This window comes from Micromonospora sp. NBRC 107095 (assembly GCF_030269705.1).
Classification (GTDB): domain Bacteria; phylum Actinomycetota; class Actinomycetes; order Mycobacteriales; family Micromonosporaceae; genus Micromonospora; species Micromonospora parva.
Genome location: NZ_BSTU01000005.1, coordinates 31457 through 57499, shown reverse-complemented (window position 1 = coordinate 57499; position 26043 = coordinate 31457). Strand labels below are relative to the sequence as shown.

The 26043-nt window shown below is 71.1% G+C and carries 21 protein-coding genes; 8 read left to right on the top strand and 13 right to left on the bottom strand.

From position 1 onward, the window contains the following. Positions 1-216: 216 nt before the first annotated feature. A complete protein-coding gene (locus QSK15_RS23105; protein ID WP_285796243.1) occupies positions 217-945 on the top strand; it encodes an SDR family NAD(P)-dependent oxidoreductase in 729 nt (242 codons plus the stop codon). Between the two features lie 32 nt (positions 946-977). Here the strand turns inward: QSK15_RS23105 and QSK15_RS23100 are convergent, their stop codons facing one another. The 3 genes from QSK15_RS23100 to zwf form a co-directional block, all read right to left on the bottom strand. Beyond that, positions 978-1103, bottom strand: coding sequence for an MFS transporter small subunit (locus tag QSK15_RS23100; protein ID WP_256443348.1), 126 nt, complete (start codon positions 1101-1103; stop codon positions 978-980). Then, positions 1100-2524 carry an OFA family MFS transporter gene (locus tag QSK15_RS23095; protein ID WP_285796242.1) on the bottom strand — a complete coding sequence of 475 codons (1425 nt, stop codon included), beginning with the start codon at positions 2522-2524 and terminating at the stop codon, positions 1100-1102. The genes QSK15_RS23100 and QSK15_RS23095 overlap by 4 nt, the downstream gene beginning before the upstream one ends. Positions 2525-2668: 144 nt before the next feature. After that, the gene (gene zwf, locus QSK15_RS23090; protein WP_285796241.1) at positions 2669-4048 is read right to left on the bottom strand and encodes a glucose-6-phosphate dehydrogenase; all 1380 of its coding nucleotides are present in this window, start codon (positions 4046-4048) and stop codon (positions 2669-2671) included. Between the two features lie 211 nt (positions 4049-4259). Between zwf and QSK15_RS23085 the strand changes: the two genes are divergently transcribed. Continuing rightward, a complete protein-coding gene (locus QSK15_RS23085) occupies positions 4260-5855 on the top strand; it encodes a beta-N-acetylhexosaminidase (RefSeq protein WP_285796240.1) in 1596 nt (531 codons plus the stop codon). A 119-nt stretch (positions 5856-5974) separates the two neighbouring features. Then, positions 5975-6757, top strand: coding sequence for an alpha/beta fold hydrolase (locus QSK15_RS23080; RefSeq protein ID WP_285796239.1), 783 nt, complete (start codon positions 5975-5977; stop codon positions 6755-6757). Between the two features lie 64 nt (positions 6758-6821). On the opposite strand, the gene QSK15_RS23075 is transcribed toward QSK15_RS23080, so the two are convergent. Together QSK15_RS23075 and QSK15_RS23070 are read right to left on the bottom strand one after the other, a co-directional pair. After that, positions 6822-10091 carry an NACHT domain-containing protein gene (locus tag QSK15_RS23075; protein WP_285796704.1) on the bottom strand — a complete coding sequence of 1090 codons (3270 nt, stop codon included), beginning with the start codon at positions 10089-10091 and terminating at the stop codon, positions 6822-6824. 215 nt (positions 10092-10306) lie between these two features. Continuing rightward, the gene (locus tag QSK15_RS23070; RefSeq protein WP_285796238.1) at positions 10307-10855 is read right to left on the bottom strand and encodes a hypothetical protein; all 549 of its coding nucleotides are present in this window, start codon (positions 10853-10855) and stop codon (positions 10307-10309) included. Between the two features lie 285 nt (positions 10856-11140). On the opposite strand from QSK15_RS23070, the gene QSK15_RS23065 reads away from it, so the two are divergent. After that, the gene (locus QSK15_RS23065; protein WP_285796237.1) at positions 11141-12145 is read left to right on the top strand and encodes a tyrosine-type recombinase/integrase; all 1005 of its coding nucleotides are present in this window, start codon (positions 11141-11143) and stop codon (positions 12143-12145) included. A 6-nt stretch (positions 12146-12151) separates the two neighbouring features. Here QSK15_RS23065 and QSK15_RS23060 read toward each other — a convergent pair whose 3' ends face one another. The 4 genes from QSK15_RS23060 to QSK15_RS23045 all read right to left on the bottom strand — a co-directional run bounded on the left by QSK15_RS23060 (position 12152) and on the right by QSK15_RS23045 (position 16718). Then, on the bottom strand, positions 12152-12784 hold the full coding sequence (locus QSK15_RS23060) for a fasciclin domain-containing protein (protein ID WP_285796236.1): 633 nt from the start codon (positions 12782-12784) through the stop codon (positions 12152-12154). Between the two features lie 98 nt (positions 12785-12882). Beyond that, positions 12883-14976, bottom strand: coding sequence for a M14 family zinc carboxypeptidase (locus QSK15_RS23055; RefSeq protein WP_285796235.1), 2094 nt, complete (start codon positions 14974-14976; stop codon positions 12883-12885). A 138-nt stretch (positions 14977-15114) separates the two neighbouring features. After that, positions 15115-15768, bottom strand: coding sequence for a response regulator (locus QSK15_RS23050; RefSeq protein WP_030327686.1), 654 nt, complete (start codon positions 15766-15768; stop codon positions 15115-15117). Then, a complete protein-coding gene (locus tag QSK15_RS23045; RefSeq protein WP_285796234.1) occupies positions 15765-16718 on the bottom strand; it encodes a HAMP domain-containing sensor histidine kinase in 954 nt (317 codons plus the stop codon). Before QSK15_RS23045 ends, QSK15_RS23050 begins: the two co-directional genes overlap by 4 nt. Before the next feature lie 349 nt (positions 16719-17067). On the opposite strand from QSK15_RS23045, the gene QSK15_RS23040 reads away from it, so the two are divergent. Together QSK15_RS23040 and QSK15_RS23035 are read left to right on the top strand one after the other, a co-directional pair. Next, positions 17068-18678, top strand: a complete 1611-nt coding sequence (locus QSK15_RS23040; protein WP_285796233.1) for a potassium/proton antiporter — start codon at positions 17068-17070, stop codon at positions 18676-18678. Next, a complete protein-coding gene (locus QSK15_RS23035; protein ID WP_285796232.1) occupies positions 18597-19097 on the top strand; it encodes a cation:proton antiporter regulatory subunit in 501 nt (166 codons plus the stop codon). The genes QSK15_RS23040 and QSK15_RS23035 overlap by 82 nt, the downstream gene beginning before the upstream one ends. Positions 19098-19185: 88 nt before the next feature. Here QSK15_RS23035 and QSK15_RS23030 read toward each other — a convergent pair whose 3' ends face one another. After that, the gene (locus tag QSK15_RS23030) at positions 19186-19965 is read right to left on the bottom strand and encodes an endonuclease/exonuclease/phosphatase family protein (protein ID WP_285796231.1); all 780 of its coding nucleotides are present in this window, start codon (positions 19963-19965) and stop codon (positions 19186-19188) included. Positions 19966-20146: 181 nt separating this feature from the next. Between QSK15_RS23030 and QSK15_RS23025 the strand changes: the two genes are divergently transcribed. After that, positions 20147-20917: a sulfite exporter TauE/SafE family protein gene (locus tag QSK15_RS23025; RefSeq protein WP_285796230.1), complete on the top strand. Its 771-nt coding sequence runs from the start codon at positions 20147-20149 to the stop codon at positions 20915-20917. A 22-nt stretch (positions 20918-20939) separates the two neighbouring features. Here QSK15_RS23025 and def read toward each other — a convergent pair whose 3' ends face one another. Further along, entirely contained in the window at positions 20940-21449 is a 510-nt protein-coding gene (gene def / locus QSK15_RS23020; RefSeq protein ID WP_030327693.1) for a peptide deformylase, read from the bottom strand. Between the two features lie 32 nt (positions 21450-21481). Then, the gene (locus tag QSK15_RS23015) at positions 21482-22702 is read right to left on the bottom strand and encodes a chorismate-binding protein (RefSeq protein ID WP_502889643.1); all 1221 of its coding nucleotides are present in this window, start codon (positions 22700-22702) and stop codon (positions 21482-21484) included. A gap of 123 nt (positions 22703-22825) precedes the next feature. Here QSK15_RS23015 and QSK15_RS23010 point away from each other — a divergent pair, with 123 nt between their 5' ends. Then, positions 22826-23026, top strand: a complete 201-nt coding sequence (locus QSK15_RS23010; protein WP_030327695.1) for a DUF5999 family protein — start codon at positions 22826-22828, stop codon at positions 23024-23026. 177 nt (positions 23027-23203) lie between these two features. Here QSK15_RS23010 and gcvP read toward each other — a convergent pair whose 3' ends face one another. Continuing rightward, positions 23204-26026, bottom strand: coding sequence for an aminomethyl-transferring glycine dehydrogenase (gene gcvP, locus QSK15_RS23005; protein WP_285796229.1), 2823 nt, complete (start codon positions 26024-26026; stop codon positions 23204-23206). Between the last annotated feature and the right edge of the window lie 17 nt (positions 26027-26043).

Here is a 26043-nt window from a genome sequence, read left to right as displayed (position 1 = left end):
CCGTCGTCGGATCGACCGCTGCCCGATCGACCGCGCGGTGAGCGTAAGCGATCACCGCCAGAGCGCCGCCACCTCGTCGGCCCGGGCCCGCCCGGCCCGCGCCGCCGACGTCGGCGCGAGGACCAGCGCCCGCTGCCTGTGACTCTCCTCTCGACGACCGATCCGCGCCGTCACGGTAGCGTCGGCCCATCCCACCCCGAGAGTCCTGGAGGCACCGTGGCACCCGTCACCGTCATCACCGGCGGTGGCCGGGGCATCGGCGCGGCCACCGCCCGCCGTCTCGCCCACGCCGGTCACCACATCGCCCTGTGCTACCGCCGCGACCACAGCGCCGCTGACGCTGTCCTGGCCGACCTGCGGGCCGCCGGCGCGCAGGCCATCGCGGTACCGGCCGACACCACCGACCCCGAGCAGGTACGCGCCCTGTTCGACGCGGCCGCCGAGCTCGGCCCGCTCACCGGCCTGGTCAACAACGCCGGCGTCACCAGCCTCATCGGGCCCTTCACCGAGCTGCGCGTCGAGGACCTGCGCCGGGTCGTCGACGTCAACCTCGTCGGCTACGTCCTCTGCGCCCAGCAGGCCGCCCGGCGGCTCACCGACGGTGGGGCGATCGTCAACGTCTCCTCAGCGGCGGCAACCCTCGGCAGCCCGGGGGAGTACGTGCACTACGCCGCCGTGAAGGCCGCCACCGATACCCTCACCGTCGGCCTGGCCAAGGAGCTCGCGCCCAGGGGCATCCGGGTCAACGCCGTCGCCCCCGGCATCGTGCGCACCGACATCCACGCCGACTCCGGGGTGCCCGACCGCGCCGACTCGGCCGTCGGCCGTATCCCACTGGGGCGCGCCGGTGAACCCGACGAGATCGCCGCCGCCATTGCCTGGCTACTCGGCCCGGACGCGTCCTACGCCACCGGGACCGTGCTGCGCGTCTCCGGCGGTCTGTGAGCCGGGGCGCACGGCGCGCCCCGGCTCACCGCTCAATGGGTGAACAGCTTCGCCGCGGTGATGACGGTCTGCGCGACCCCGTAGCCCAGTAGCGCCGCCACCACCAACCAGGAGATCCACAACCGGGCCTGCTGCCCGGGCCGGCTGTCCTCACTCATCGCGCACCACTCCTCTGCGCCGTCGTGTCCTCGTCCACGTCCTGTTGCACGGTCTGATCCGCCGGTGGTTCGTGATAGCGCTGCGGCACCGGCCGTACCAGCAGGTTCGCCACGAAGCCCACCGCCAGCACCCCGACCATCGTGAACAGCGCCGGCCGGTACGCCGCAGCCGTCAGCGAGCCCGGCTCGCCCTGCGCGTCGAGGAACCCGTTGACGATCAGCGGACCCGCGATCCCCGCCGCCGACCAGGCGGTCAACAGCCGCCCGTGGATCGCGCCGACCTGGAAGGTGCCGAACAGGTCACGCAGGTACGCCGGCACCGTCGCGAACCCACCGCCGTAGAACGACAGGATCACGCAGGCCAACAGCACGAACAGCGCCGTCGAGGTCTGCCCGACGAGCGCCAGCAGCGCGTACAGCACCATGCCGACACCCAGGTACACCAGGTAGATGGGTTTGCGGCCGATGACGTCCGAGGTGGACGACCACACGAACCGGCCGGCCATGTTGAACAGCGACAGCAGGCCCACGAACCCGCCGGCCGCCGCGACGGTCACCGCGGAGGTGCCGTTGTCGCGGAAGAAGTCCTGGATCATCGGGCTGGCCTGTTCCAGGATGCCGATGCCCGCTGTCACGTTGCAGAACAACACCACCCACAGCAGCCAGAACGAGCGGGTCTTCACCGCGTTCGCCGCCGAGACGTTCGCCGTGGTGACCAGCGGCTTCGCCGCCACGCTCGCCGGGTCGAAGCCGGCCGGACGCCAGTCCTGCGCCGGCACCCGCACGTTCGCCACCCCAAACATCATGATCACGAAGTAGCCCAGGCCGAGCGTCACGAACAGCCACACCAGGGCGCTGCCCGAGGCCGTCGACCCGGCGTTGGCCGGGTCGTAGCCGGCGTCGTAGAACGACAACAGTTGCCGGGACAGGGGAGAGGCGACCATGGCCCCACCACCGAACCCCATGATCGCCAGCCCGGTGGCCAGGCCCGGCCGGTCCGGGAACCACTTGATCAGGGTGGAGACGGGGGAGATGTAGCCGATGCCCAGGCCGATGCCGCCGAGCAACCCGTAGCCCAGATACAGCAACCACAGCTGCTTCGTGGCGATGCCCAGCGAACCCACCAGGAAGCCCGCCGCCCAGAAACAGGCCGAGACGAACATGGCCTTGCGCGGCCCGTTCGCCTCCACCCAGGTCCCGGCGACGGCCGCGGACAACCCGAGCATCACGATCGCGATGCTGAAGATCACCCCGATCGCCGTCTGGCTGGTGTCGAAGTGGGCGATCAGGGAGTTCTTGTAGACGCTGGTGGCGTAGACCTGACCGATGCAGAGATGGATGGCCAACGCCGCCGGGGGGATGAGCCAGCGGCTGTAACCGGGCGGCGCGACGGTGTGCCGACGATCGAGTGCGGAAAGCATGCGCTGCTTCCTCTCCGATGAGGACGAGAAACGTCGCCCCCAACGTGCCCACCGCACTCGTGAGCGGCAAACCTCACCGTCGCCGGACGGTCGCTCCGCTGAGCTGAGCGGTCAGTCAGCCCCCGGTCGCCGCGGCGTCGACAGCTAGCGCAGGTCCGGGAGATGCCAGCCGCCGGCCAGCGCGTCGGCGTCCGCCGGACCCCAGCTGCCCTTCTCGTACGACTGCACGGGCGTCGGCAGATCCAGGATCGGCTCGACGATGCGCCACTCCTGCTCGATCGTCTCGGCCCGCGCGAAGCGCAGGTGCTGCCCGTCCATGGCGTCGTCGAGCAGCCGCTCGTACGCCTCCTGGCGGCGACCGAAAGCCGCGCCGAAGTCGACGGACAGGTCCACCGGTCGGCTCGCCACCTCGGCGCCCGGGCTCTTCGCCTGGATCGACATGGTGATGCCGTCACCGCGCCCCAGACGGAAGCGCAGCAGGTTCGCCGCGGTCGCCGTGCCCTGCTCGGCCGGAATCAGCGAGCGCTGCGGCTGCTTGAACTCGACCACGACCTCCGTCGCCGTCCCCGGCAGGGACTTGCCGGTGCGCAGGTAGAACGGCACACCCGCCCAGCGGGGGGAGTCGACGGTCAGCCGGGTCGCCACGAACGTCTCGGTGTTGGAATCCGCCGCGACTCCCGGCTCGTCGCGGTAGCCGGCGTACTGCCCCCGGACGGTGGACTGCGGCGACAGCGGCGCGATCTGCCGCAGTACCGCGGCCTCCGCCTCCCGGAACGCCACGGTGTCCTCGCTGGCCGGCGCCTCCATCGCGATGAGCGCGACGACCTGCAGGATGTGGTTCTGCAGCACGTCCCGGGTCGCGCCCACCGTGTCGTAGAAGCCGGCCCGGCCCTGCGTGCCGAAGCCCTCGGCGAGGGTGACCTGGATGTTGTCGATGTGCTCGTTGTTCCACAACGGCTCGAACAGTCGGTTGGCGAACCGGAAGGCGTAAAGCCCTTCGACGGCTTCCTTGCCGAGGTAGTGGTCGATGCGGAACACCCGCTCCGGCGCGAAGGCCGCGCCCAGCGTGCGGTCCAGCTCGCGGGAGGACTCCAGGTCACGCCCGAACGGCTTCTCCACGATCACCCGACCCCGGTCGGCCAGACCCACGGCCGCCAGGCCCTCGACGACGGAGCCGAACACCGCCGGCGGGATCGCCAGGTAGAAGACCGGCCGCTCGGCGTCGCGCAGCCGCTCAGCCAGCCGCTGGTACGTCGCCGGGTCCGCGTAGTTGCCGGAGATCATCGAGAGGTTGTCCGCGAGCCGGTCGAAGGTCTCGTCGTCGATCTCGTCGTTGGCCTCGGTGACCGACTTGCGCGCCATGGTGACCAGTTGTTGATCATCCCAGGGGGAGCGGGCCACGCCGATCACCGGGACGTCGAGGCGGTCGCGCCGGGTCAACTCGTACAGCGCCGGGAACAGCTTCTTCGAGACGAGATCTCCCGTGACGCCGAACAGCACTACCGCGTCTGTGCGCATGTGCATGGCACTTCCATTCGATCATGTGCTTCTGATCTTCCGAACGGACAACGGCACGACCCGCCGCGGGAATTCCCCGCGAGCGGCACACGTGAGGTCGGCGACAACGCTGTCTCGACACGCCCTTATGTTAAGGAAGGTTTACAGTGCAGGCAGGGCGCCGGTAGCCTGCGAGTCTAATCGACCAAGGTCGATCATGACGAGGCCTGGAGGTACCGTGCGTCGCCGACACACCACACGGCTGCTGGCCATAGCCGCCCTCGCGCTACCACTCACCCTGCCCGCCACACCCGCCCCCGCCGCCCCACCCACCACACCAACCCGCCACCTCAGCGACGTCATCCCCGCACCCGTCGAAACCCGACCCGACGCGCACAACGCCTTCCGGATCACCCCACTGACCGTCATCCGCACCACCCCCGGCTCCACCGCCGCCCGGCAGATCGGCCACCAACTCGCCACCACCCTGCGCCCCGCCACCGGCCACCCCCTGCCCGTCCTGCCCGTACGCTCCACCCCGCTACCCGAGATCGCCCTGCTCATCGAGGGCAGCGACGACCGCATCGGCCAGCAGGGCTACCAACTCGACGTCACCCGCCGCGGCGTCACCATCCGCGCCAACACCCCGGCCGGCCTGTTCGCCGGCACCCAGACACTGCGCCAGTTGCTCCCCGCCCAGATCGAGGCACCCGACCGGCAGCGCGTCACCTGGACCGTCCCCGGCGGACGAATCATCGACTACCCACGCTTCGCCTACCGGGGTGCGATGCTCGACCTCGCCCGGCACTTCCACACCGTGGACGACATCACCGCCTACGTGGACCTGCTCAGCCAGTACAAAATCAACTACCTGCACCTGCACCTGACCGACGACCAGGGCTGGCGAATCCAGATCGACTCCTGGCCCCGCCTCACCACCGTCGGCGGCGGACCCGGCACCGGAGTCGACGGCGCCGGCCCCGGATACCTCACCAAGGCCGACTACCAGGCCGTCGTCGCCTACGCCGCCGCGCGACACATCACGATCATCCCCGAGATCGACATGCCCGGACACACCAACGCCGCCCAGTCGACATACCCCGAACTCAACTGCGACGGCGTCGCACCACCCCCGCGCACCGACATGGCCGTCGGCTACAGCTCCCTGTGCATCAACGACGAACTCACCTACCGGTTCGTCGAAGACGTCATCCGCGAAGTCGCCGCCATCACCCCGGGACCGTTCCTGCACATCGGCGGCGACGAAGCCCACGCGACCACCGACGAGGACTACCGCACCTTCATGAACCGGGTCCTGCCCCTGGTCGCCAAGTACGGCAAACGCGCCTCCGGATGGAACGAGATCACCCAGGCCGACACCTCCGCCGACCACGTCGCCCAGTTCTGGGGCACCGGCACCACCAACGCCAGCCTCGTCGCGGCCACCGCCCGCGGCACCAAAGTCATCATGTCGCCGGCGAACAAGGCCTACCTGGACATGAAGTACGACGCCAACACCCGCCTCGGCCTCCGCTGGGCCGGCCTCATCGAGGTGTCCGACGCGTACGGCTGGGACCCCGCCACCCGGGTCACCGGCATCGGCGAGAACGCCATCCTCGGCGTCGAGGCACCCCTGTGGTCCGAGACCCTGCGCACCCTCGACGACATCGAATACATGGCCTTCCCCCGCCTGCCCGCCATCGCCGAACTCGGCTGGTCCACCGCCGCCAGCCACGACTGGGAATCGTTCCGCACCCGGCTGGGGGAACAGGCACCCCGCTGGCGACTGCAACAGGTCGACTTCTACCCGTCCCCACAGGTGCCCTGGCTCTGAGCCGCACCCCCGCCACACCGCTCGTGGGCACCGGCCGTTTCGGCCGGTGCCCACGACCCCGTCAATCCCACCGCCCATGAGACGGTGGAGCACACAGCCGTCTCCAGCGAGGACCCACCATGAACCTGGCGTTCGACCAGTCAGCGGACACCGGAGCGGCGGTGGTGTGCCTACCCATGTTCAGCACCAGCCGCGCCGCCACGGCCACCGCCTTCCACCCCGCCCTCACCGGAGCCGGCCTACGCGAGATCTACCTGGACCTGCCCGGCCACGGAGACACCCCCGCACACTGCCCACCCACCTCCCAAGCGGTCCTGGACACCATCTGCGCCTGGCTCGACCAGCACATCGACGCACCAACCCTGCTCGCCGGCGGCTCCTACGGCGCGTACCTGGCCGCCGGCATCGCCCGCCAACGACCCGACCTCGTCCGCGGCCTGCTCCTCGTCTGCCCCGGCGTCACCATCGCCCGCCACAGCCGGGACCTGCCCACCGACCCACCCCTCGACGCTCCCACCGGATGGCTCGACACCGCCCCCACCGCCCTGCACGCACACCTCGACACCGCCCTGGGCCACCGCACCCCGGCCGTCGTCGCGACCGTGCTCGCCGCACTGAACTCCGGCGGCCCCGGCGACGCGACCTTCCAACAGGAACTCCAGACCGGACCCGGCTACGCGCTACCCGACGAGGACGCCGACGTCGTCTTCGACGGCCCGGTCAGCGTGATCACCGGCCGACAGGACCGCATCACCGGCTACGCCGACCAGTTCCGCGCCATGCGCCACTACCCGCGCGGCACCTACACGGCGATCGACGCGGCCGGGCACTACCTGCCGTACGAACAACCCGCCCTGCTGCGATCACTCACCCAGGACTGGCTACGCCGCACCCGAGACTGAGACGCGTCAGTGGGGGAGCGGACCCCGCCCACGAGGTCACGGGGTTCGCTCAGCCTCCAAACACTCACCCGACGCGTTTGACGCGTACCCCGTCCGGGCGCGCGGTGTCGGCGAGCTTGACGCGTCGCGCGAGGTGCACGGTCATGCGTTTTCCGTGCAGTGGCGTCAGGTCAAGTCCCGGCGCCGAGTCCCCGATCCAGAGGTTTTTGAGCCCTGGCAGACCGGCGAGCGGAGTGAGGTCGAACACGTGTTCGCTGTTGCCGATGCTCAGCCAGCCAAGGTGAGGCAGCCCGGCCAGGGGACTCAAATCGGTGACGAGTGTCCCGTCAATCACCAGCTCGGTCAGAGTGTCGATTGCGGCTATTGGGGTCAGGTCAGATAGCCATGCACAATCGCTCAGCGACAGATACGTAACTTTCAGCTGCCGGAGTTTCACCGCCAGCTCACGAACTCCACCAACAGGCCCCACATCGCTGTAGAGCGCCAACAGTGTCAGCTTCTGTAGAGGATCGAACATCGCCGGATCCCACACCGAGGCTGGACTGAAATTCAGGTATCTCAGCGCGTGGAGCTCAGCGAGCTGACTTGCGCTGACCTCCACGCCGCTCAGGGTGAGCCATTCCAGCTGCCTCAAACAGGTGAGGGCGGTGAGGTCCTGGTGGGGTGCGAGGCCCCACAAGGACAGGTAGGCGAGTTTGGGCAACCCTCGCAGCGAGGAGAGATTCAATAGTTGCTGATCGGCGTGCAACCATATGACCTTCAGGTCGAGGTTTCTGGCCAGATACCCAAAGTCGCCAACGACCCCTCTCGCGGTCAGGTGAACTTCGGTCAGGTGCGGCACACCCGACAGCTGGGCCAGGTCCACCTTCTGATCGGTACGGATGACCGTCTTGGCGAGGTGACGCAGCTGGGGCAGCGCGGGGAGCAATGCTGCACTGCGGATCGTCACCTCGCCACCCTCAAGCGGTGCGTCAGCGAGGACCCGGTCGGCGTAGTCAGCGGGGTCGAAGTACTCCCACGCCGTGATGAGCTGCTGCTGCACGCGAGGTCGCGGGTCGGTGCCGTAGCGGGCGAGGGTCGCAAGCGCATCGGGACCATTGACCAACGCCACAGCCCTCACCGTGGCGGCGGCCTGGGCCTCACTCAACGTGCTGAGATCCGCCGGCAGCTCGGCGAGCAGCGGTTCCCCGACGGCCGCCAGGGACCGGGCCTCGGCAACGGACCGGGGCAGCAGCTCACGCAGGTGGGAACGGATCCGGCCGAGGACTTCCGGCTCGACCGCTGGCGCGGTCTCCAGGCACGCCGCGGCGAGCAACCGCAACCTTCGGGCCTGCTTCGGTCGCTCGCCGGCGAGCGTGAGCAGGCCGGCGAGGAGCTGCCTGCGGACCGGCGCGTTGGCGTGACCGGCGGCCAGAATGATCGTTTCGCGCCAGGTGTCGAGGTGGGCGTGCTCAAGCAGGGCACCGGTGTGCCCCTGGTCGGCGGCCTCCCGGGCAGCCAGGTATTCCTGAAAGGTGCGATGGACGAAGTCGATGCGGTCGGGCACCGGCTCACGCAGGACCCCACTGCGTTGGATCATGTGCTCGAGCACGGCGGCGACGGGGGCGGTGATGTGCCGGATCCCGGCCAACCGATGCGTGAAGCGCTGCGTCGCCTCGGCGCGGGTGAGCTCGGTGCGGCTGTTCTGGGTCATCCACCAGGCGACCTCCTGCAACAGCTGCGCCTGGTCACGGCTGGTCAGTTCCGGCAGCGCGGTGGGCACGCCGCGTTGCGAGTCGCGGCGGTGCAGCAGCATGTCGATGGCAGCCTGGTAGATGTCCATCCGGTTGCGGGGCAGGTTGCTGTCCCGGTCCAGGTTCAGCGCGCACAGCATCGCGCAGAGCAGCGGGCTACCGGCGAGGTTCTGCAGGTGGGCGCTGCCGTCGAGTTGGGCGAGCAGCCGTTGTTCGTAGCCGGGCAGCAGATGAGGTTCGCAGGGCAGGTTGGCGGCGCGGCGGACGGCCTCATGCCAGTGCCGGATCAGCGCCTTGACGTCGGCCGGCCCCATCCGCTCCAGAAACACCGAGGTGAACCCTTCGGTGTCCAGCCAGCGGGCCGACGCCGCAGCCGGCCGGGAGGTGACCACGACCCGCAGGTCGGGGTATGCGGACAGCAGGCCGTGCAGCCAGTCGCGGACCGCCCGCCGTTGACCTTCCGGTACCTCGTCCACGCCGTCGACCAACAGGATCGCCCCGGTGACGAGTTGGCGGTGCACCCAACCGGGAGGCATCAGCCCGGCGATCGTGGCGGCGATCAGGTCGAGGAACCGTTCCGGGGGAGGCAACGGCTGGGCGACGTGGTCACGCAGCCGGATCAGAAACGGGGTACGCCCGTTCCAGGTGTCGAGTTCTCCGGTGAACCCGTGCCGGGCCGCGGTGACCGCGATCCACTGCATGAGAGTGGTCTTGCCGGAGCCGGCGTCACCACGTAGCAGGACCCGCGCCGCGTCGCCGAGGGCCTGCTCGGCCCGTACCGAAGCGCTGTCACCACCACCGCCGTCGGAGCGCAGCAGGCCGGGACCCCAGCGGAACCCACCGCGGCGCAGGCCACGGGTGGTGCCGCCGGTGACGGCCAGGCTGATGTACGCGATGCTCAGCGGGGTACGCAGCCGGTAGCGGTGCACGTCGACGCCGAACAGTTCCAGATGATCCAGCACGGCGAGCAGGTGGGCCAGGTACCGGGTCCGGAACTGGGCGTCATGACTGGTCCCGGTGGGGGCGTCCAGACTGGTCACCGGCAGCCGGGCCAGCACCTGGGTCAGGCTGTCGGCCACCGCGGACAGCCGTTCCAGGGTCTGCACGGTGGCGCGACCCTGGAACGGGGGGAGTTGCACCACCAACTGGGTCAGGCAGGTGCAGCACTCGTCGAGGACCCGCCCGTACAGGTGTGCCGCCGTCTCGCTCAGGCCCGCCCGCGCGGGAACGTCGGGCAGTTGCCGGCGCAGCCGGGTAGCCATCAGCGCGGGGTCGACGTCGTCGGCGAACACCGCCGCGTCGGACAGGTCCGCGTCGCGCAACGTGTCGGCCACCGCGTTCAGCGCGGCGGCGATCTCGTTGTCGGGCAGCGCCGGCTCCCGGCGGCGAACCAATGGTTGCAGGCGTTCGTAGACGGTGTCGACGATGTCGTCCAACCGCCGGCCCGCCCGGCGCAGGCCGAGGTCATCGGTGATCCCGGAGCCGATCAGCTCGATGAGCGGGGTCTCACGTTCCCGGTGTGCCCGGCGGCGTCCCAGCCACCGTTTCACCGCCGGTGTCACCACCGAGTTGGCCAGGCGCAGCAACGCCGTCTCGACCATCCCCACGCCGCGTCTCCTCCTGGTCTGCTGTGAGGTCTGACTGGTGCGCGTGCCGACAGCTCACGGAACGCCGGCTCCAGGTGTCGAGACAGCGACCACTGATGAAGCTACGTCGTGCGGAGATTCATGGCTGTCCCCTGTCCAGCCGTTCCTACGGCGATTCGATAATGCACATTATGTAAAGTAGACCAATCCGACGGTCCCCTCGACAGGGGTCAGTCGCGCGTCAGCCCCGGCGGACACGCGTCCTCGTCGGGGCCGACGAGGCGGGCGTTGACCAGCGGATCACTCAGCAGTCCGGCGAGCATGTCGGCGCTGGCGCCGATGTCGGTCCAGGTGTCGTCCCACAGGGCGGAGACGAGCCAGGAGCGGTCCGCCGGGAAGAACAGGTCGGGCAACGCACCGGCGCCGCGCAGGTGTCCGGTACGCCAGGTGAGAGCCTGCTCGGGCCCCGCTTCGACCAGCAGGTAGGACCACCCCCAGTAGAGGGTCACCGTCGCCGCGCCCGGGAAGACGATGTCGTGCGCCCCGGTGTCGAGGTAGCCCAGCCACCACTGTTGTTCCGGGCTACGCGCTGCCAACCGGTCGACGACGGCACGTTCGTGGACGTCGACAGCGATGCCGTCCGGCGGGTGGAAGGTGGCGTACGCCTCGAAGACCGGCGGGATGGCGGCGGTGACCGACGGGCCGTGTGTGGTGTGGCCGGCGATCCAGGCGACGTCGTCGGCTGTCCCGATCCGCCAGCTCCGCCCGTCCCGGTCCACCCGGTGAGGGTGCACCCGGGCCGACGGCTCGCTCGTGCCCTGACGTCCGGGAACGGCGGCGGGCGACGGGTACGGCGTCCACCCGGGCCGGCCGGCGCTCGACCACCGGTGCCCCGCCGGGCACCCCCAGGCGGTGGGCTCGGCGGAATCCTCGTACCAGACAGGGCTGCCTCGTCGCCCGCACCGTGGGCAGGTGGCGGCCGGTCTCATGCCCGGCACGATACGGCCTCGTGTCCCCTCTCCCCCCGCTTCCCGGGAACGCGAAAATGCTGCATAATATCCCTTATGCATGACAAAAAGGACGAATCGCTCGGGGTGCTGATCGAGGAGTTCCTGACCGCTCGCGCCACCCGCAAGCCCTCCCCCCACACCCTGGCTGCCTACCGTCGGGACCTGTACGCGGTGGCCGCCCTGATCGCCGACGGTGACGCCACTCCCCTCCCCCTCGACGAACTGTCGATCACCGACCTCTCCCCCCGCGTCATGCGGGCGGCCTTCGCCCGGTTCGCCGCCCCCCGGGCGCCCGCGTCAGTGCATCGGGCCTGGTCCACCTGGAACAGTTTCTTCACCTTCCTGGTCGCCGACGGGGTGGTGGCGGGCAACCCGATGCCGGCGGTCGGGCGACCCCGGGCGCTCCTCCCCCAGCCGAAGCCGCTGCGCGGCGCGGACACCCCCGAGGTGCTGCTCGCGGCGGTCGCCCGCGACGACGGGCGGCAGCGTGACCCGTGGCCGGAGCGGGACGTGGCGGTGCTGGCGGTGGCGCTGTGCGCGGGGCTGCGCCTGTCGGAGTTGCTGGCGTTGCGGGTCGGCTCGCTGGCGGGTCGGCCTGGTGAGCGGCGCATCGAGGTGCTCGGCAAGGGTGGGCGGCCCCGGGTGGTGCCAATCGAGGCGGACCTGGACCGGGTGCTGCGGGACTACCTGGACAGTCGGGTGCGGCGCTTCGGTTCCCGGTCGGTGCGGCCGGACTCGGCGTTGCTGGTGGATCGGCGTGGTGAGCCGCTGCGCCGGGGTGGGCTGCAGTATCTGGTGGAGTCGTGTTTTCGGCGGGCGGGCGTCGGCGACCGGGTGCCGCGGGGCGCGCGGTTGCACGCGTTGCGGCACACCTTCGCGACACGGTTGGCCGAGGACGGGGCGAGCGCGGCGGAGATCATGCGGTTGTTGGGGCACGCGTCGTTGGCGTCGTCGCAGACGTACATCGAGGTGACGGCCGTTCAGCAGCGCGATGCGGTACGGGCCAACCGCACCAACCGGGCGTTGGCCGCGCTGGTGCCGGTGCAGGAGGAGTGGTGAGCGCGGTCAGTGGGCCCGCTCGTCGGTGTCGCCGGCGGTCTTGGGCAGTGCGCCGAGTACCGCGTTGATGATGTGGATGCGCGCGTTGGTGGCCCGGTAGTCGGCGCACACCGCATCGGCCCGGTCGGCGAGGCGGGCGGTGGGGCCGGTGCGGGTGACGGTGAGGGTGGTGCCGTCGAGGGTGGTGGTGGTGCCGGCGGTCACCAGGTCGTCGATGGTGTGGGTTCCGGTGATCAGGTGTGCCTTGAGCAGGGTGCGTAGCTGGTCGATGTGGCGGGTCATCAGGTCGTCCCAGTTGTCCTCGGAGAACGTGGCGGCGAAGGCGTCGTCGGAGGGCGCGAGGATGGTGACGTCGGTGCCGGTGGGCAGGTCGGTGAGGGCGCCGCTGGTGCGCAGGGCCGCTTCGAACGTGGTGAGGGTGGGGATCCATCGCAGTGCCTGGTCGACGGGTTGGCCGGCGAGGAAGCTCGGGTTGCCGGGGTCGGTGCCGGTGGGCAGGGCGGCGCAGAGCGGCCCGGTGACCTGGGGGGCGCTGGTGTTGTCGCGTGGTGGTTTCGGGTCCGGTGTGGCGGTGCAGGCGACCGGGGTCAGCAGCAGGGCCAGGGCAATCAGGTGCAGAGCGCGGGACGGGTTCGACACGGCGGGCTCCACGGTTCGGGGTTGGGGGGTGGGGGGTGCCGGCGGTGTGGGGCGTGGCGGCCCCGCACCGCCGGCACGCCGGCTCGGCTAGCTGGTGGTCACAGTGCCGCGCACTGGTTGGTGCGCGGGCCGTGCACGGTGTTGGCGACGCCGAGGTTGGTCGGGGCGGTGCTGTTCGCGGTGCAGTTGAGCGGGCCGCGGATGGTGTTGCCGACCAGCAGTGCTGCGGTGGTGCCGGTGAGGCTGACCGGGCCGGCGATGGTGACGTCGATGATGGACATAGCGTCGGTGGTGGTGATCTGCAGCGGGCCGTTGACGCTGCTGTCGGCGAGGACGACGCCGGCGGCGCGGTTGGCGCTGACGGGTCCGCTGATTGTCGTCGCGGTCGCGACGAGTGCCGCGCCCGGCTGGACGGTGACGGGGCCGTTGATGGTGGCGTTGGCGGCGCAGGTGAAGCCGGTGACGGTCAGCGGTCCGTTGCGTCGGCCGGTGAGGGTGGGGTAGACGCGTTCGCCGTCGGTCAGCTTCTCGACGCCCTGAGTGTCGAGCAGCAGCGGGATGAGGCCGCGTTCGGGCTGGTTGAGGGGGACGTAGTAGCCGTCGGTGGTCTTGATGACCTTCCAGCCGTGTGCGGCGATGCGCTGGGCGACGGTGGTGCCGACGCCGCCTGGTCCGTCGGTGCGTGCGCCGTTGTACTGCTCGTCGGTGAGCTTGTAGGCGCAGGGGGCGTTGTCGAGGATGAGGTCGGCGCTGGGGGCGTCGAGCGGCGGCGGGCTGTCGCCAGGGTGCGGGGCGGGGTGGGCGGGGATCGGTCGGGAGCCGCGGAAGACCAGGCGGCCGGTGTTGGCGGCCTGGATTTCGATGGACTCGGCGCGGGAGGTGAGGATGTCGTTGCGGTCGGCGCGGTGGTAGTCCAGGAACTGGTGGAAGGTCCACAGGGCCGAGTAGGTCTTGCGGCGCCGGTTGTTGGCGGTGTTGCCCTCGTCGGGTCGGGTCTGTCCGCCGGAGCTGCGCAGTTCCAGCAGGGAGTTGGCGACGTTCTTGAGGCCGAGGGTGTTGCGCAGGATGGTTTCCTCGCTGAGGCCGACGTTGCCGCCGCCTTCGCAGCCGTAGGGGCAGGCCCACCAGCCGGCTTCGGCGCCCTTGGCGTACATGTGGCCTTCGATCATGTCCTGGGACTGGTCGAAGATGGGTTGGGCGACGTTCTGGTGTCGGGGTGGCAGCATCGGCAGGTCGCCGGCGCGGGAGTTGCCGTACTCGTGGCCGTCGTAGCCGGCGACGGGTCGGTAGTCGCGGACCATCTTGATGTACGCGGCGGTCTCCGGCTGGCGGATCAGGGAGTAGTCGCGGTTGAGGTCCTGGCCGGTGGAGTTGCCGCGGGTGTTGGCGGCGCGGCCGTCTCCGTTGATGGTGGGGACGATCAGGACGGTGGTGTGGCTGAGCAGGTCGGTGATCCGGGGGTCGGTGCTGAAGGCGAGTTGCCGGGCCATGATGAGGCAGGCTTCGCGGTCGCCGGGTTCGTTGCCGTGCACGTTGCAGTTGATGGCCACGGGTGCGGTGGCGGCGACGGCCTCTGGGGTGGTCGCGGGGGTGGGGTAACCGATGACCAGCATGTTGATCGGTCGGTTCTGGACGGTGCGGCCGAGTTCGACGACGCGGACGCGGTCGCTGAGGGCGTCGATGGCGGCGGTGTAGGCGTACTCGTCGGTGTCGCTGGTGTACTGGGCGGCGTGGGCGGTTTCCCACTGGGTGCGCAGTTGCTCGCCGGGGGTGTCGGGGTTGCCCCAGGGTGCGGTGGTGGTGGCGACGACCGGGTCGGAGTAGGGCTGTTCGGTGGTGCCGGTGCGGGCGCGTACCCGCCACTGGAAGGTGTCGCCGGGGTTGAATCCGGCGTCGGCGAAGGTGGGTGCCTGTTGGTTGATCTGGCGGTTGGGGCGCCAGATGCCGACGATGGTGGGTGCGCCGGTGGGGATGCCGGTGGCGTCGACGGCGGTGCGTTCGATCTGGTAGTCGGTTGCCCCGTCGACGGGTTGCCAGGCGAGGGTGGCGTACCCGTCGGCCTGGCGGATGGTGAGGTTGGTGACCTGGTTGGGTGCTGCCGCGCTCTGGGCGTTGGCGGGGGTGGGTGCGGTGGTGAGGGTGAGGGTGAGGAGTGTGGCTACGGCGATCGCTAGGGGTCGCTGGTGTCGCATGTGGCCTCCGACTAGTTGATCGTGGCGCGATTCGATCAGCATGGTCGTCGGAGATCGTCTATGCAATGATCTTGAGGGAATCTTGCGGCTGGGCGGGCCGCTCCCCCGGTGGCCGCCGCTGGCGGGTGTCGGTGGTGGTCAGGGTTCGATGAGGCCCGCGCGGATGGCGTATCGGGTGAGGTCGAGCCGGTCGCGTAGGCCCAGTTTCTGCAGCAGGTTGCTGCGGTGCCGCTCGACGGTCTTGATGCTGATGAACAGCAGTTCGGCGATCTCCTTCGAGGAGTGCCCTTCGGCGACGAGTTTGAGGATCTCCTCCTCGCGGCCGGTGATGGCGCGTTCGGGTACGGGTTCGCCGTTGCGGACGCGGTCGAGGTAGTTGCGGATCAGGGCGGTGACGGCGCCGGGGTAGAGGAACGGTTCGTCGCGCATGGCGGCCCGGCACGCCTCGACGAGGTCGCGGTCGGCGACGGATTTGAGGACGTATCCGTTGGCGCCGGCGCGGAGGCCTTCGAAGAAGAACTGTTCGTTGTCGTACATGGTCAGGATCAGTACCCGCAGGCCCGGTTGCTGTCTGACGAGTTCACGGGTGGCTTGCAGGCCGGTGAGCCGGGGCATGGCGATGTCGAGGATGGCCAGGTCCGGTTGGTGCAGCCGGGCTTGTTCGAGGGCTTCGGCGCCGTCGCTGGCCTCGGCGACGACGGTCAGGTCGGGTTCGCCGTCAAGGATGAGGCGCACGCCGCGGCGTACCAGTGCGTGGTCGTCGGCGAGCAGGATGCGGATGGGCGCGCTCATGCCAGGCCTGCCGGGTCGGGCACGTCGAGGGTGACCTCGGTGCCGCCGCCGGGGCTTGCCCCGATGGTGAGGTGGGCGCCGACGAGCAGCGCGCGTTCGCGCATGCCGCGGATGCCGGCGCCTTCCGGTTGGCCGTCGGTGCCGCGTCCGTCGTCGCGGATGCGTAGCCGCACGCCGTTGCCGTGTGGGACGAGGGTGATGTCGACGCGGGTGGCGTCGGCGTGCCGGGCGACGTTGGTGAGGCCTTCCTGGGCCACGCGGTAGAGCACCAATTCGACTTCCTCGGTGAGTACGGGTAGATCGGGTGCGAAGTCCCGGCGGATCTGCAGGCCGCTGTGGTGGGAGATCTCCGCGAACAGGGAGCGCAGGGCGGCGATCAGCCCGAGTTCCTCCAGGACGCCGGGTCGCAGGCGGCGGGCGATGCGGCGGATCTCGTCGAGGCTGTCGCGGGTGGTTTCCTGCACCTGGTGCAGTTCGGGTCGTAGCTCGGGTGGGGCGTTGTCGGCGACGCGGCTGATCTGCAGCAGGACGGCGGTCAGCGTCTGGCCGATCTCGTCGTGCAGTTCCTGGGCGATGCGCCGCCGCTCGTCCTCCTGGGCGGACAGCGCGCGGGCGTTGCTGGCGGCGCGGTCGGCTTCGAGTCGGTCGAGCATGGCGTTGAACGTGCTGATCAGGGCGGCGATGCCGGCGTGTCCGGTGACCGCGGGGCGGGGGCCGGGGCGCAGGAGGTCGATGGTGGTCATCGCCCGGGTGAGGCGTTGCAGGGGTGCCAGGCCGACGCGCAGTAGCAGCGCGTTCGCGACGAGCATGACGACCAGCCCGCCGCTGAGGATGAGTGCCTCGGTGAGGACGAACGGTGTCGACACCGTCACGGGGCCCAGCAGGACCAGGACGGTCGCCGCGGTGAGGACCGCGGCGTTGATCAGGAAGATCCGCCAGAACAGCGACACCGTGTCGAACCTCCCCCTGTCGTCTCCGCCCTTCCATCGTCGCGGGCGCGGCTGCCCCGGGTGGGTTGACGCTCCGGTACCTCAGGATCTCGTGGGCGTCGCGTGGGTGTCCATGGGGGCTGGCTCCCATGGTGTCCCCTGCTGACCGCCCTGGAATGAGTGTTGGCCCCGATGTCAGCAGTGCCCCCGGTTGGCAACGGTAGAGGGACAGACGGCGGGCGGGCCTTCGGGGTCCGTGGGGAGGGGGGCGGTGGATGACCACGACGGGCTGGTTGGCGGTGGCGGTGTTCACGGTCGTGTACGCGTTGATCGCCACGGACCGGGTGGCCGCGTCGGTGGGTGGTGCGCCGTGACGCTGTCGTCGTTGTATCTGCTGCTGGCGGCCGGGACGCTGGTGGCGTTGGTCAGCGTGGGCGCGGCGAAGATCGCCGCGAAGGCGGGGATGCCGGTGCTGCTGGCGTACCTGGGTGTCGGGCTGCTGCTCGGTGAGGGCGGGCTCGGGCTGCCGTTCGACGACGCCGCGCTGGCGCAGGCGCTCGGGTTGGCCGCCCTCGCGGTGATCCTCGTCGAGGGCGGCCTGACCACCCGGGTCAGCGATGTGCGGCGGGTGTTACGTCCGGCCAGCGCTCTCGCCACGCTCGGTGTGTTCATCAGCGTCGCCGTCACCGCCGCGGCGGCGCACTATCTGCTCGGCCTGGGATGGCATCTGTCGCTGCTGCTCGGCGCGATCGTCTCGTCCACCGACGCGGCAGCCGTCTTCTCGGTGCTGCGCGCGGTGCCGCTGCCGCGCCGGTTGAGCAACCTGCTGGAGGCGGAGTCGGGGCTCAACGACGCGCCCACGTTCATCCTGGTGCTGGCGTTCAGCGCGACGAGTCTGACCGCGCTGTCCCCGGGCGGGATGCTCGCCCAGATGAGCTACCAACTGGTGGTCGGCGCGCTCGCCGGGGTCGGGGTGGGCATGGCGGCGGTGTGGCTGCTGCGCCGGCTCACCCTGCCCACCTCGGGGCTGTATCCGATCGCCACGGTCGCGTGCGGGGTGTTCGCGTTCGCCGGCTCCGGTCTGCTCCAGGCCAGCGGGTTCATCGCCGCCTACCTGGCGGGTCTGGTGCTCGGCAACGCCGGCCTGCCGCACCGGCGCGCCACCGAGTCGCTGGCCGAGGGGCTCGGCTGGATCGCGCAGATCGGCCTTTTCGTCATGCTGGGTCTGCTGGTGTCGCCGGCCGACCTGCCGGCGGCGATCGTGCCGGCTCTGGTGGTCGGCGCGGCCCTGCTGCTCATCGCCCGACCCGTCTCGGTGCTGCTGACCCTGTTGCCGTTCCGCATCCCGCTGCGCGAGCAGGTGTTCCTGTCCTGGGCGGGCCTGCGCGGCGCCGTGCCGATCGTGCTGGCCACGGTGCCGGTGGTGGCCGGCGCCCCCGGTGCCATGGTCGTGTTCAACATCGTCTTCGTGCTCGTCGTGGTGTTCACCGCGATTCAGGCGCCGTCGCTGCCGTGGCTCGCGCAACGCCTCGGGCTGGCACCCCACCGCGTCGGCCCGGACCTGCAGGTCGAGATCGCCCCGCTGGACAACATCGACGCCGACCTGATCAACGTCACCGTCACCGCGGGTTCGAAGCTGCACGGCACGTACCTGGACGAGCTGCGGCTGCCGTCGCCAGCGGTGGCCCCGCTGGTGGTGCGCCACGGCGTCGCGTTCGTCCCTGCGACGGACACCCGGTTGCGGACCGGCGACGACCTGCTCGTCCTCACCACCCCGACGGTGCGTGAGGCCACCGAACGCCGGCTGCGGGCGGTCAGCCGCGCCGGGCGGCTGGCCCACTGGCACGGCGAGTACGGCGACCCCGAACGGCGTGCGGAACCATCAAGGAGGAGTCCGTCATGGAAATCGAACGTATCGCCCTCCCCGGCGTCGGCGTCTCGTACTCGTTCGTCACCGGCGATGGCACCCGACTCGGCGTGATCTGCCACCCCAACGGCGCCCGCGACATCGTCCTGTACGACGGCGACGACCCGACCGACGTCCGGGCCGCGGCGGCGCTGTCGCCGTTGGCGGCCCACCACGTGGCCAACCTGCTCGCGGCGACCCCGGTCATCGACCTGGTGCCCGACCGTGGTTCGGACGTGGACGCCGTGACGGTGGCCCGGGTGCCGGTTCCCGCCGGCAGCGAGCAAGACGGGCGTCCGCTGGGCAGTCTGCGTACCGACGCCGTCGTCGTGGCGGTTCTGCGCGACGGCCACCCGGTCCTCAGGCCCGACGCCCGGTGGGTCCTGCGCTACGGCGACACCCTGGTCGCCGTCGGCGCCCGCGACGCGATCGACCAGCTCGGACGGGCCGTCGCCGGCTATGTCAGCGGCGGTGTGACCACCCGGCAGGGGTGACGACGGGTGGTTCACCCCGGGGACGTGGGGCCCGTCCAGGGTCAGGCCGGGCAGCAGCCGTGGCGACAGCGGGGCCCGTCCCGGGAGGTCAGCCCAGGTCGACCAGGAGCGGCCGGTGGTCGGAGATGGTGGACAGCGGGGTGGTGACCGCGCGTACCGGCGGCAACTGGTCGAGGGCGTGCCGGTCGGCGAGGATGTGGTCGAGTTGGACCCGGGGCTGCCCGGAGGGGTAGGTGGGACGTCGGCCCAGCGGGTGCCACCCGGAGATGAGCCGGGCCGCCCCGGCGGGCAGGTTGAGGTCGCCGAGCAGGACGCGGGGGGCCGGTAGCGCGCGCAGGGCGCGCACGGTCTGGCGCAGTTGGCGGGCGTTCCAGCCGGGCACGAACGACAGGTGGGTGGCGGCGACGGTGAGCGGCCCGTGGGGGGTGTCCAGGACGGCGGCGAGGATCACGCGGGGTTCGTCGTGCAGCAGGATGAGGCCACCACGGGGGCCGGGCACGTAGACCGGTGAGCGCACGGGCGCCGGCTTGAGCCGGGTGACCTGCCAGCTGCGGACGGGGTGCCGGCTGATCAGGCCGATGCCGTAGCAGGGTTCGCCGTGCCCGTCGTCGTCGTGGCGCAGCGGGCGGAACTGTTCGCCGGGGGTGCCGACGACGGCGGCGGCGAAGCGGTGGTGGGGTGCGTCGAGGGCGCGGGCGGCGATGGCGGTGAGGTCGAGGTTGCCGCTGCGGCGCTGGTCGCGGTCGACCTCCTGCAGGGCGAGCACGTCGGCGTCGAGGGCGGCGACGGCGGCGGCGAGCCGGTCGGAGTCGACGAGCCCGTCGGTGAGGGACCGTCCGTGCAGCACGTTGAAGGTGGCCAGGCGCACTCCTGCACCTTACGTGCCCGTGGCATGGTTGCCCGGTGGTGAAGGTGTTGCTGTGTTCGGCGCTGGTGTTCGTGGCGGTCGGGGCGTTGGGGGTGTTTCTGCGTCGTACGCGTGGTCGTTGACGTGAGTCTGACCACGTCAGGCCCGGTTTGGTCGTCCCCTGTGGGAAGAATTGCCGCCCGTGGACGCCGTATCGCTGAGTACCCTGCTGGCCGCCGCGGCGATGGCCGGGTGGGTCGATGCCGTGGTCGGCGGCGGCGGGTTGTTGTTGCTGCCGGCGTTGCTGGTGGCCGCCCCGGGGTTGCCGGTGGCCACCGCGCTGGGCACGAACAAGTTGGCCGCGATCTTCGGTACGGCCACGGCGGCCACGACGTACGCCCGGCGGACCACGCTCGACTGGCGGGTGGTGGGGCCGGCGGCGGGGTTGGCGGTGCTCAGCTCCGGCGTGGGCGCGGCGCTCGCCGGGGCGGTGCCGGCGTCGGCGTACCGGCCGGTGGTGTTGGTCGTGCTGGTGGCGGTGGCGGCGTTCGTGTTGCTGCGACCCCGGTTGGGGGTGCTACCGGTGCCGCACCGGCGCACCCCGGCGAGGGTGGCGGCGGCGATCGCGGTGGCCGGCGTGGGCATCGCCCTGTACGACGGGTTGATCGGCCCGGGCACCGGCACGTTCCTGGTGTTGGCGTTCACCACCCTGCTGGGCTCGGATTTCGTGCACGGCTCGGCGATGGCGAAGGTCGTCAACGCGGGCACGAACCTGGGCGCGCTCGTGGTGTTCGCGGTGACCGGGCACGTGTGGTGGCTGCTGGGCGCGGGCATGGCGGTGTGCAACATCGCCGGCGCGGTGCTCGGGGCGCGCATGGCGTTGCGCCGCGGTTCCGGATTCGTGCGGGTGGTGCTGGTGGTGGTGGTCGCCGCGTTGATCGCGAAGCTGGGCCACGACCAGTGGGTGGCCTAGCGGCTGGGCCACGACCACCGGCCTAGCCGCGGCGGCTGGGTGAGTCGAACCGCCCGGCGCGGATCTCGCGCAGCGCCCGCCGGCGGGTGTCGCCGCGCAGGGTGTCGACGTAGAGCCGCCCGCCCAGGTGGTCGGTTTCGTGTTGCAGGGCGCGGGCGAGGAACCCGCTGCCGGCGATGGTCAGCGGCTCGCCGTGCTGGTCGACACCGTGGGCGGTGGCGTGCATGGCCCGCACGGTCGGGAAGTACAGGCCGGGGATGGACAGGCAGCCCTCCTCGTCGTCCTGGAGCTCGTCGGACAGCTCCAACGTCGGGTTGATGAGGTGGCCGCGGTGCCCGTCGGCGTCGTAGACGAACACCTGGGCGCTGACGCCGATCTGGGGTGCCGCGACGCCGGCGCGGCCGGGGGCGCCGAGCAGGGTGTCCATCAGGTCGGTGACGAGGGCACGCAGCTCCGCGTCGAAGGTGGTGACCGGTTCGCATCCGGTGCGCAGGACAGGGTCGCCGATGATCCGGATGGGCCGCATGGTCATGAGGGTCAGCGTATCGCCGTCCGGCGGTGCCGTCAGCGCCCGGCCAGGGTGGCGCGGATCGGGGTGGTCTTCGCGGCAGCCTCGGCGACCTCGGCGTGCGGGTCGCTGTCCCAGGTGATGCCGCCGCCGGCCCAGGTGTGCAGCCGTTGGCCGTCGGCGGCGGCGGTGCGGATGGTCAGACCCAGGTCGACCCGACCGGGCGCGACCCAGCCGAGCGCGCCCATGCTGGCGCCGCGGCCGACGGGTTCGAGGGCGCTGATCTGGGTCAGGGCGGCGAGTTTCGGCGCGCCGGTGACCGAGCCGCCGGGGCAGGTGGCGCGCAGCAGGTCGGCCAGTCCGAGGCCGTCGGCGACGGTGGCGCGGACGGTGGATTCGGCCTGCCACAGGTCGCACCAGCGGCGGACGGCGAACAGGTCGTCGACGGTGACGCTGCCGGTGCGGGCGATGCGCGCCAGGTCGTTGCGTTCCAGGTCGACGATCATGATGTGTTCGGCGCGTTCCTTGGCGCTGGCGAGCAGTTCGGCGCGCCCGGCGGCGGTGGCCGGGCGGGTGCCCTTGATCGGTCGGGTGATCACCTGCCCGTCGGAGACCTCGACGAGGGTTTCCGGGGAGGCGCAGCCGATGGCCCAGCCGTCGCCGGTGAGCACACCGCCGTAGCGGGCGCCGGGGAGCGCGCCGAGGCGGCTCAGGGCGGGCAGCGGGTCGCCGGTGTAGGGGGCGGCGGCGTGCCCGACGATGTTGCTCTGGTAGACGTCGCCGCGGCCGATGGCGGCGCGGACCGCGTCGACGGCGGCGGCGTGCTCGCGGGGGGTCCAACTCTCGGTCCACTCGCCGAGCCACCACCGCCTCGGCGGGCCGGGCGGCGTGACCCGGGCGCGGCCGTGCTGGTAGACGACGACAACGAGGTCGGGCAGGGTCGGCGCGGGTTCGGGCGCCCCGGTGGGCGCCCCGGTCAGCAGTGCCCCGGCGGCGGCGGACAGGTACAGCGCCGCGCCGCAGACCCCGTCGCCGTGCCGGCCGGTGACGGGTCGGGTCAGGTCGTGCAGGGGCAGGCCGTGCGCGGCGAGGAACTCCTCGGCCAGGGCCGCCGGGTCGCCGCCGTCAGCGCGGGACCAGTGCAGGCGGGCGCGTTCGGTGAGCGCGCCCCGGCATCCGGTCGGCGCGGCGGGCACATCGACGAACGTCGCCGGACGGAGGTCGGTGTCGCACACCTGTGGGAGCGTTTCCACGCCGTACGGTCCAACCTTCCTCATCCGTTCAGTGGATTTCCCGCACACCAGGCGGACACCTGGTCGATGCTGGACACTTTCGCTTGGTACTGTGCGTCACTGGTCATGTGAACCATGACACAGTGCCCCCACAGTCCGGAGAACCCGATGTGCCAGCACCAACCGACCTGCCCTTCCGCTGAAGCCACCGACCGGGAAGCCGCGCGGGTCCTCGCCTGCTTCCGTGAGCAGGGCTGGAGCCTGCTCTGCAACGGTGTCATCGTCTTCGACGACACCGGCGAACTGCTTCCCGACGGCAGCAGCATCGCACCGCACCGCGGCCCCGCCCGCCACGCCCTCGTGGCCTGACCGACCACTCAGCGTCACCGAATAGCCGCCGTCGACCAGGCTAGTCCCCCGGTAAGGGACGTCCCCGCCCAGGTCGCGGCGACTGCCGGGGCAGGCCGTACCCGCCCGCCCCGGCGCGCCGTCGTCGATCCTCGACGCCCAGCGGCGCTGTCAGCCCTTGAGCGCCTGCGGGCGCTGTCAGTCTTCGAACGCCTCGGGTGACGGGCACGAGCAGACCAGGTTCCGGTCGCCGTACGCGCCGTCGATGCGCCGCACCGGCGGCCAGTACTTCCCGGCCCGGTCCACCCCGGCCGGGTACGCGCCCACCGACCGCGGGTACGGGTGCGGCCACTCGTCACCGCTGACCATCGCTGCGGTGTGCGGCGCGTTGGCCAGGGGGTTGTCCCCTAGCGGCCACGCCCCGGAACCCACCTGCTCGATCTCCGCGCGGATCGCGATCATCGCGTCGCAGAACCGGTCCAGCTCGGCCAGATCCTCGCTCTCGGTCGGCTCCACCATCAGCGTCCCCGCCACCGGGAACGACATCGTCGGCGCGTGGAAGCCGTAGTCGATCAACCGCTTCGCCACGTCGTCAACGCTCACCCCGGTCGCCTTCGTCAACGGCCGCAGGTCGAGGATGCACTCGTGCGCCACCAGGCCCTTGTTGCCGGCGTACAGCACCGGGAAGTGCCCGCGCAGCCGCGCCGCCACGTAGTTCGCGGCCAGCACCGCCACGCCGGTGGCCCGGGTCAGCCCCGCCGCGCCCATCATCCGCAGGTACGCCCACGGGATCGGCAGGATGCCCGCCGACCCGTACTTCGCCGCCGAGATCGCCGGGGTGGCGTCGGCGTGCGCACCCAGGGGGTCACCAGGCAGGAACGGCGCCAGGTGCGCGCGGACCGCCACCGGGCCCACCCCGGGGCCACCACCGCCGTGCGGGATGCAGAACGTCTTGTGCAGGTTCAGGTGCGACACGTCCGCGCCGAACTTGCCGGGCTTGGCGAAACCGACCAGGGCGTTGAGGTTCGCCCCGTCGACGTACACCTGACCGCCGGCGTCGTGGACCTTCGCGCACAGCGACGCGATGCCGGTCTCGTACACGCCGTGCGTCGACGGGTACGTCACCATGATCGCGGCGAGCGCGTCGCGGTGCTTGTCGATCTTCGCGTCCAGGTCGACCAGGTCGACGTTGCCGTTGTCGTCGCAGGCCACCACGACGACCCGCATGCCGGCCATCACCGCCGACGCGGCGTTCGTGCCGTGCGCCGACGACGGGATCAGGCACACGTCGCGGTGCGTCTCCCCCCGCGACGCGTGGTACGAGCGGATCGCCAGCAGCCCGGCCAGCTCACCCTGCGAACCGGCGTTGGGTTGCACGCTGACCGCGTCGTAGCCGGTCACCTCGGCCAGCCACGACTCCAACTGACCGATCATCTCCCGGTACCCGGCGGTCTGCGCGTCCGGCGCGAACGGGTGGATGTGCGCGAACTCCGCCCAGCTGATCGGCTCCATCTCGGTGGTGGCGTTCAGCTTCATCGTGCACGAGCCGAGCGGGATCATGCCCCGGTCCAGGGCGTAGTCGAAGTCCGACAGCCGCCGCAGGTAGCGCAGCATCGCCGTCTCGGAGTGGTGGCTGCGGAACACCGGGTGGGTGAGGAAGTCGGTGGTGCGGGTCAGGTCGGCCGGCAGTGCGGCATCCGCATCGCCGTCGAACGCGGGAACGCCGAAGGCCGCCCACACCGCCTGAAGGTGCGCGTCGGTGGTCGTCTCGTCGCAGGACATCCCCACCTGGTCGGCGTCGACCAGCCGCAGGTTCACCCCCCGCTCGGCGGCCGCCGTGACGACCTCGGCGGCCCGGCCCGGCACCCGGGCGGTGACGGTGTCGAAGAACGCGACGTCCGCGACGTCCACGCCGCCGGCGCGCAGCCCGGCCGCGAGCCGCGCCGCCATCCGATGGGTACGCGTCGCGATGTCCCGCAGCCCGTCCGGGCCGTGGTAGACGGCGTACATGCCGGCCATCACCGCGAGCAGCACCTGCGCGGTGCAGATGTTGCTGGTCGCCTTCTCCCGCCGGATGTGCTGCTCGCGGGTCTGCAACGCCAACCGGTACGCCGGGTTGCCGTCCGCGTCACGTGACACCCCGACAAGGCGCCCGGGCAGCATCCGCTCCAGGCCCGAGCGCACCGCCAGGTAACCGGCGTGCGGTCCACCGAAGCCCATGGGTACGCCGAAGCGCTGGGTGGTGCCGGCGGCGATGTCCGCGCCGATCTGCCCCGGCGCCCGCAGCAGCGTCAACGCCAGCAGGTCCGCCGCGACGGTGACCAGGGCGTCGACGGCGTGCGCCGCCTCGACCAGACCCGCGTGGTCGCGGACCGCACCGGACGCCCCCGGGTACTGCAGGTGCAGGCCGAAGAACTCCGCCGGCAACTCGTCGCGCTCGACGTCGAGGACCCGCACCTCGATGCCGAGCGGCTCGGCGCGACTGGTGATCACCGCGATGGTCTGCGGCAACGCGTCGGCGTCGACCACGTACACCGGGCTCTTGGTCTTGGACGCGCGACGCGCGAGGGTCATCGCCTCCGCCGCCGCGGTGCCCTCGTCGAGCATGGAGGCGTTCGCGGTGGCCAGCCCGGTCAGGTCGGTGACCATGGTCTGGAAGTTCAGCAGCGCCTCCAGGCGGCCCTGGCTGATCTCCGGCTGGTACGGGGTGTACGCCGTGTACCAGGCCGGGTCCTCCAGCACGTTGCGGCGGATGACCGCCGGGGTGTGCGTGCCGTGATACCCCAACCCGATCATGGAGACGGCGACGGTGTTCCGCGCCGCGAGGGCCCGCAGCTCGGCGATCGTCTCGGCCTCGGTGGCCGGATCGGGCAGGTCGAGGGTGCCGTGCCAGCGGATCACCTCGGGGATCGCGGCGTCCATCAGCTCGTCGATCGAGTCGTGCCCGACGACCTCCAACATCCGACGCTCGTCGTCGGGGCCGGGACCGATGTGACGGGTGGCGAACTGCTCTACGGTCATCAGGGGCACTCCCGGGG

Excerpts from the sequence above, each read along its gene's own strand:
- QSK15_RS23075 (WP_285796704.1), bottom strand. The coding sequence starts at position 10,091 with ATGGTCGAGACGGCGTTGCTGCGCCTGGCCAACTCGGTGGTGACACCG.
- QSK15_RS23080 (WP_285796239.1), top strand. The coding sequence starts at position 5,975 with ATGAACCTGGCGTTCGACCAGTCAGCGGACACCGGAGCGGCGGTGGTG.
- QSK15_RS23100 (WP_256443348.1), bottom strand. The coding sequence starts at position 1,103 with ATGAGTGAGGACAGCCGGCCCGGGCAGCAGGCCCGGTTGTGGATCTCC.
- def (WP_030327693.1), bottom strand. The coding sequence starts at position 21,449 with ATGACCATGCGGCCCATCCGGATCATCGGCGACCCTGTCCTGCGCACC.
- QSK15_RS23095 (WP_285796242.1), bottom strand. The coding sequence starts at position 2,524 with ATGCTTTCCGCACTCGATCGTCGGCACACCGTCGCGCCGCCCGGTTAC.
- gcvP (WP_285796229.1), bottom strand. The coding sequence starts at position 26,026 with ATGACCGTAGAGCAGTTCGCCACCCGTCACATCGGTCCCGGCCCCGAC.
- QSK15_RS23065 (WP_285796237.1), top strand. The coding sequence starts at position 11,141 with ATGCATGACAAAAAGGACGAATCGCTCGGGGTGCTGATCGAGGAGTTC.
- QSK15_RS23050 (WP_030327686.1), bottom strand. The coding sequence starts at position 15,768 with ATGAGCGCGCCCATCCGCATCCTGCTCGCCGACGACCACGCACTGGTA.
- QSK15_RS23010 (WP_030327695.1), top strand. The coding sequence starts at position 22,826 with ATGTGCCAGCACCAACCGACCTGCCCTTCCGCTGAAGCCACCGACCGG.
- QSK15_RS23035 (WP_285796232.1), top strand. The coding sequence starts at position 18,597 with ATGGAAATCGAACGTATCGCCCTCCCCGGCGTCGGCGTCTCGTACTCG.
- QSK15_RS23055 (WP_285796235.1), bottom strand. The coding sequence starts at position 14,976 with ATGCGACACCAGCGACCCCTAGCGATCGCCGTAGCCACACTCCTCACC.
- zwf (WP_285796241.1), bottom strand. The coding sequence starts at position 4,048 with ATGCACATGCGCACAGACGCGGTAGTGCTGTTCGGCGTCACGGGAGAT.
- QSK15_RS23015 (WP_502889643.1), bottom strand. The coding sequence starts at position 22,702 with ATGAGGAAGGTTGGACCGTACGGCGTGGAAACGCTCCCACAGGTGTGC.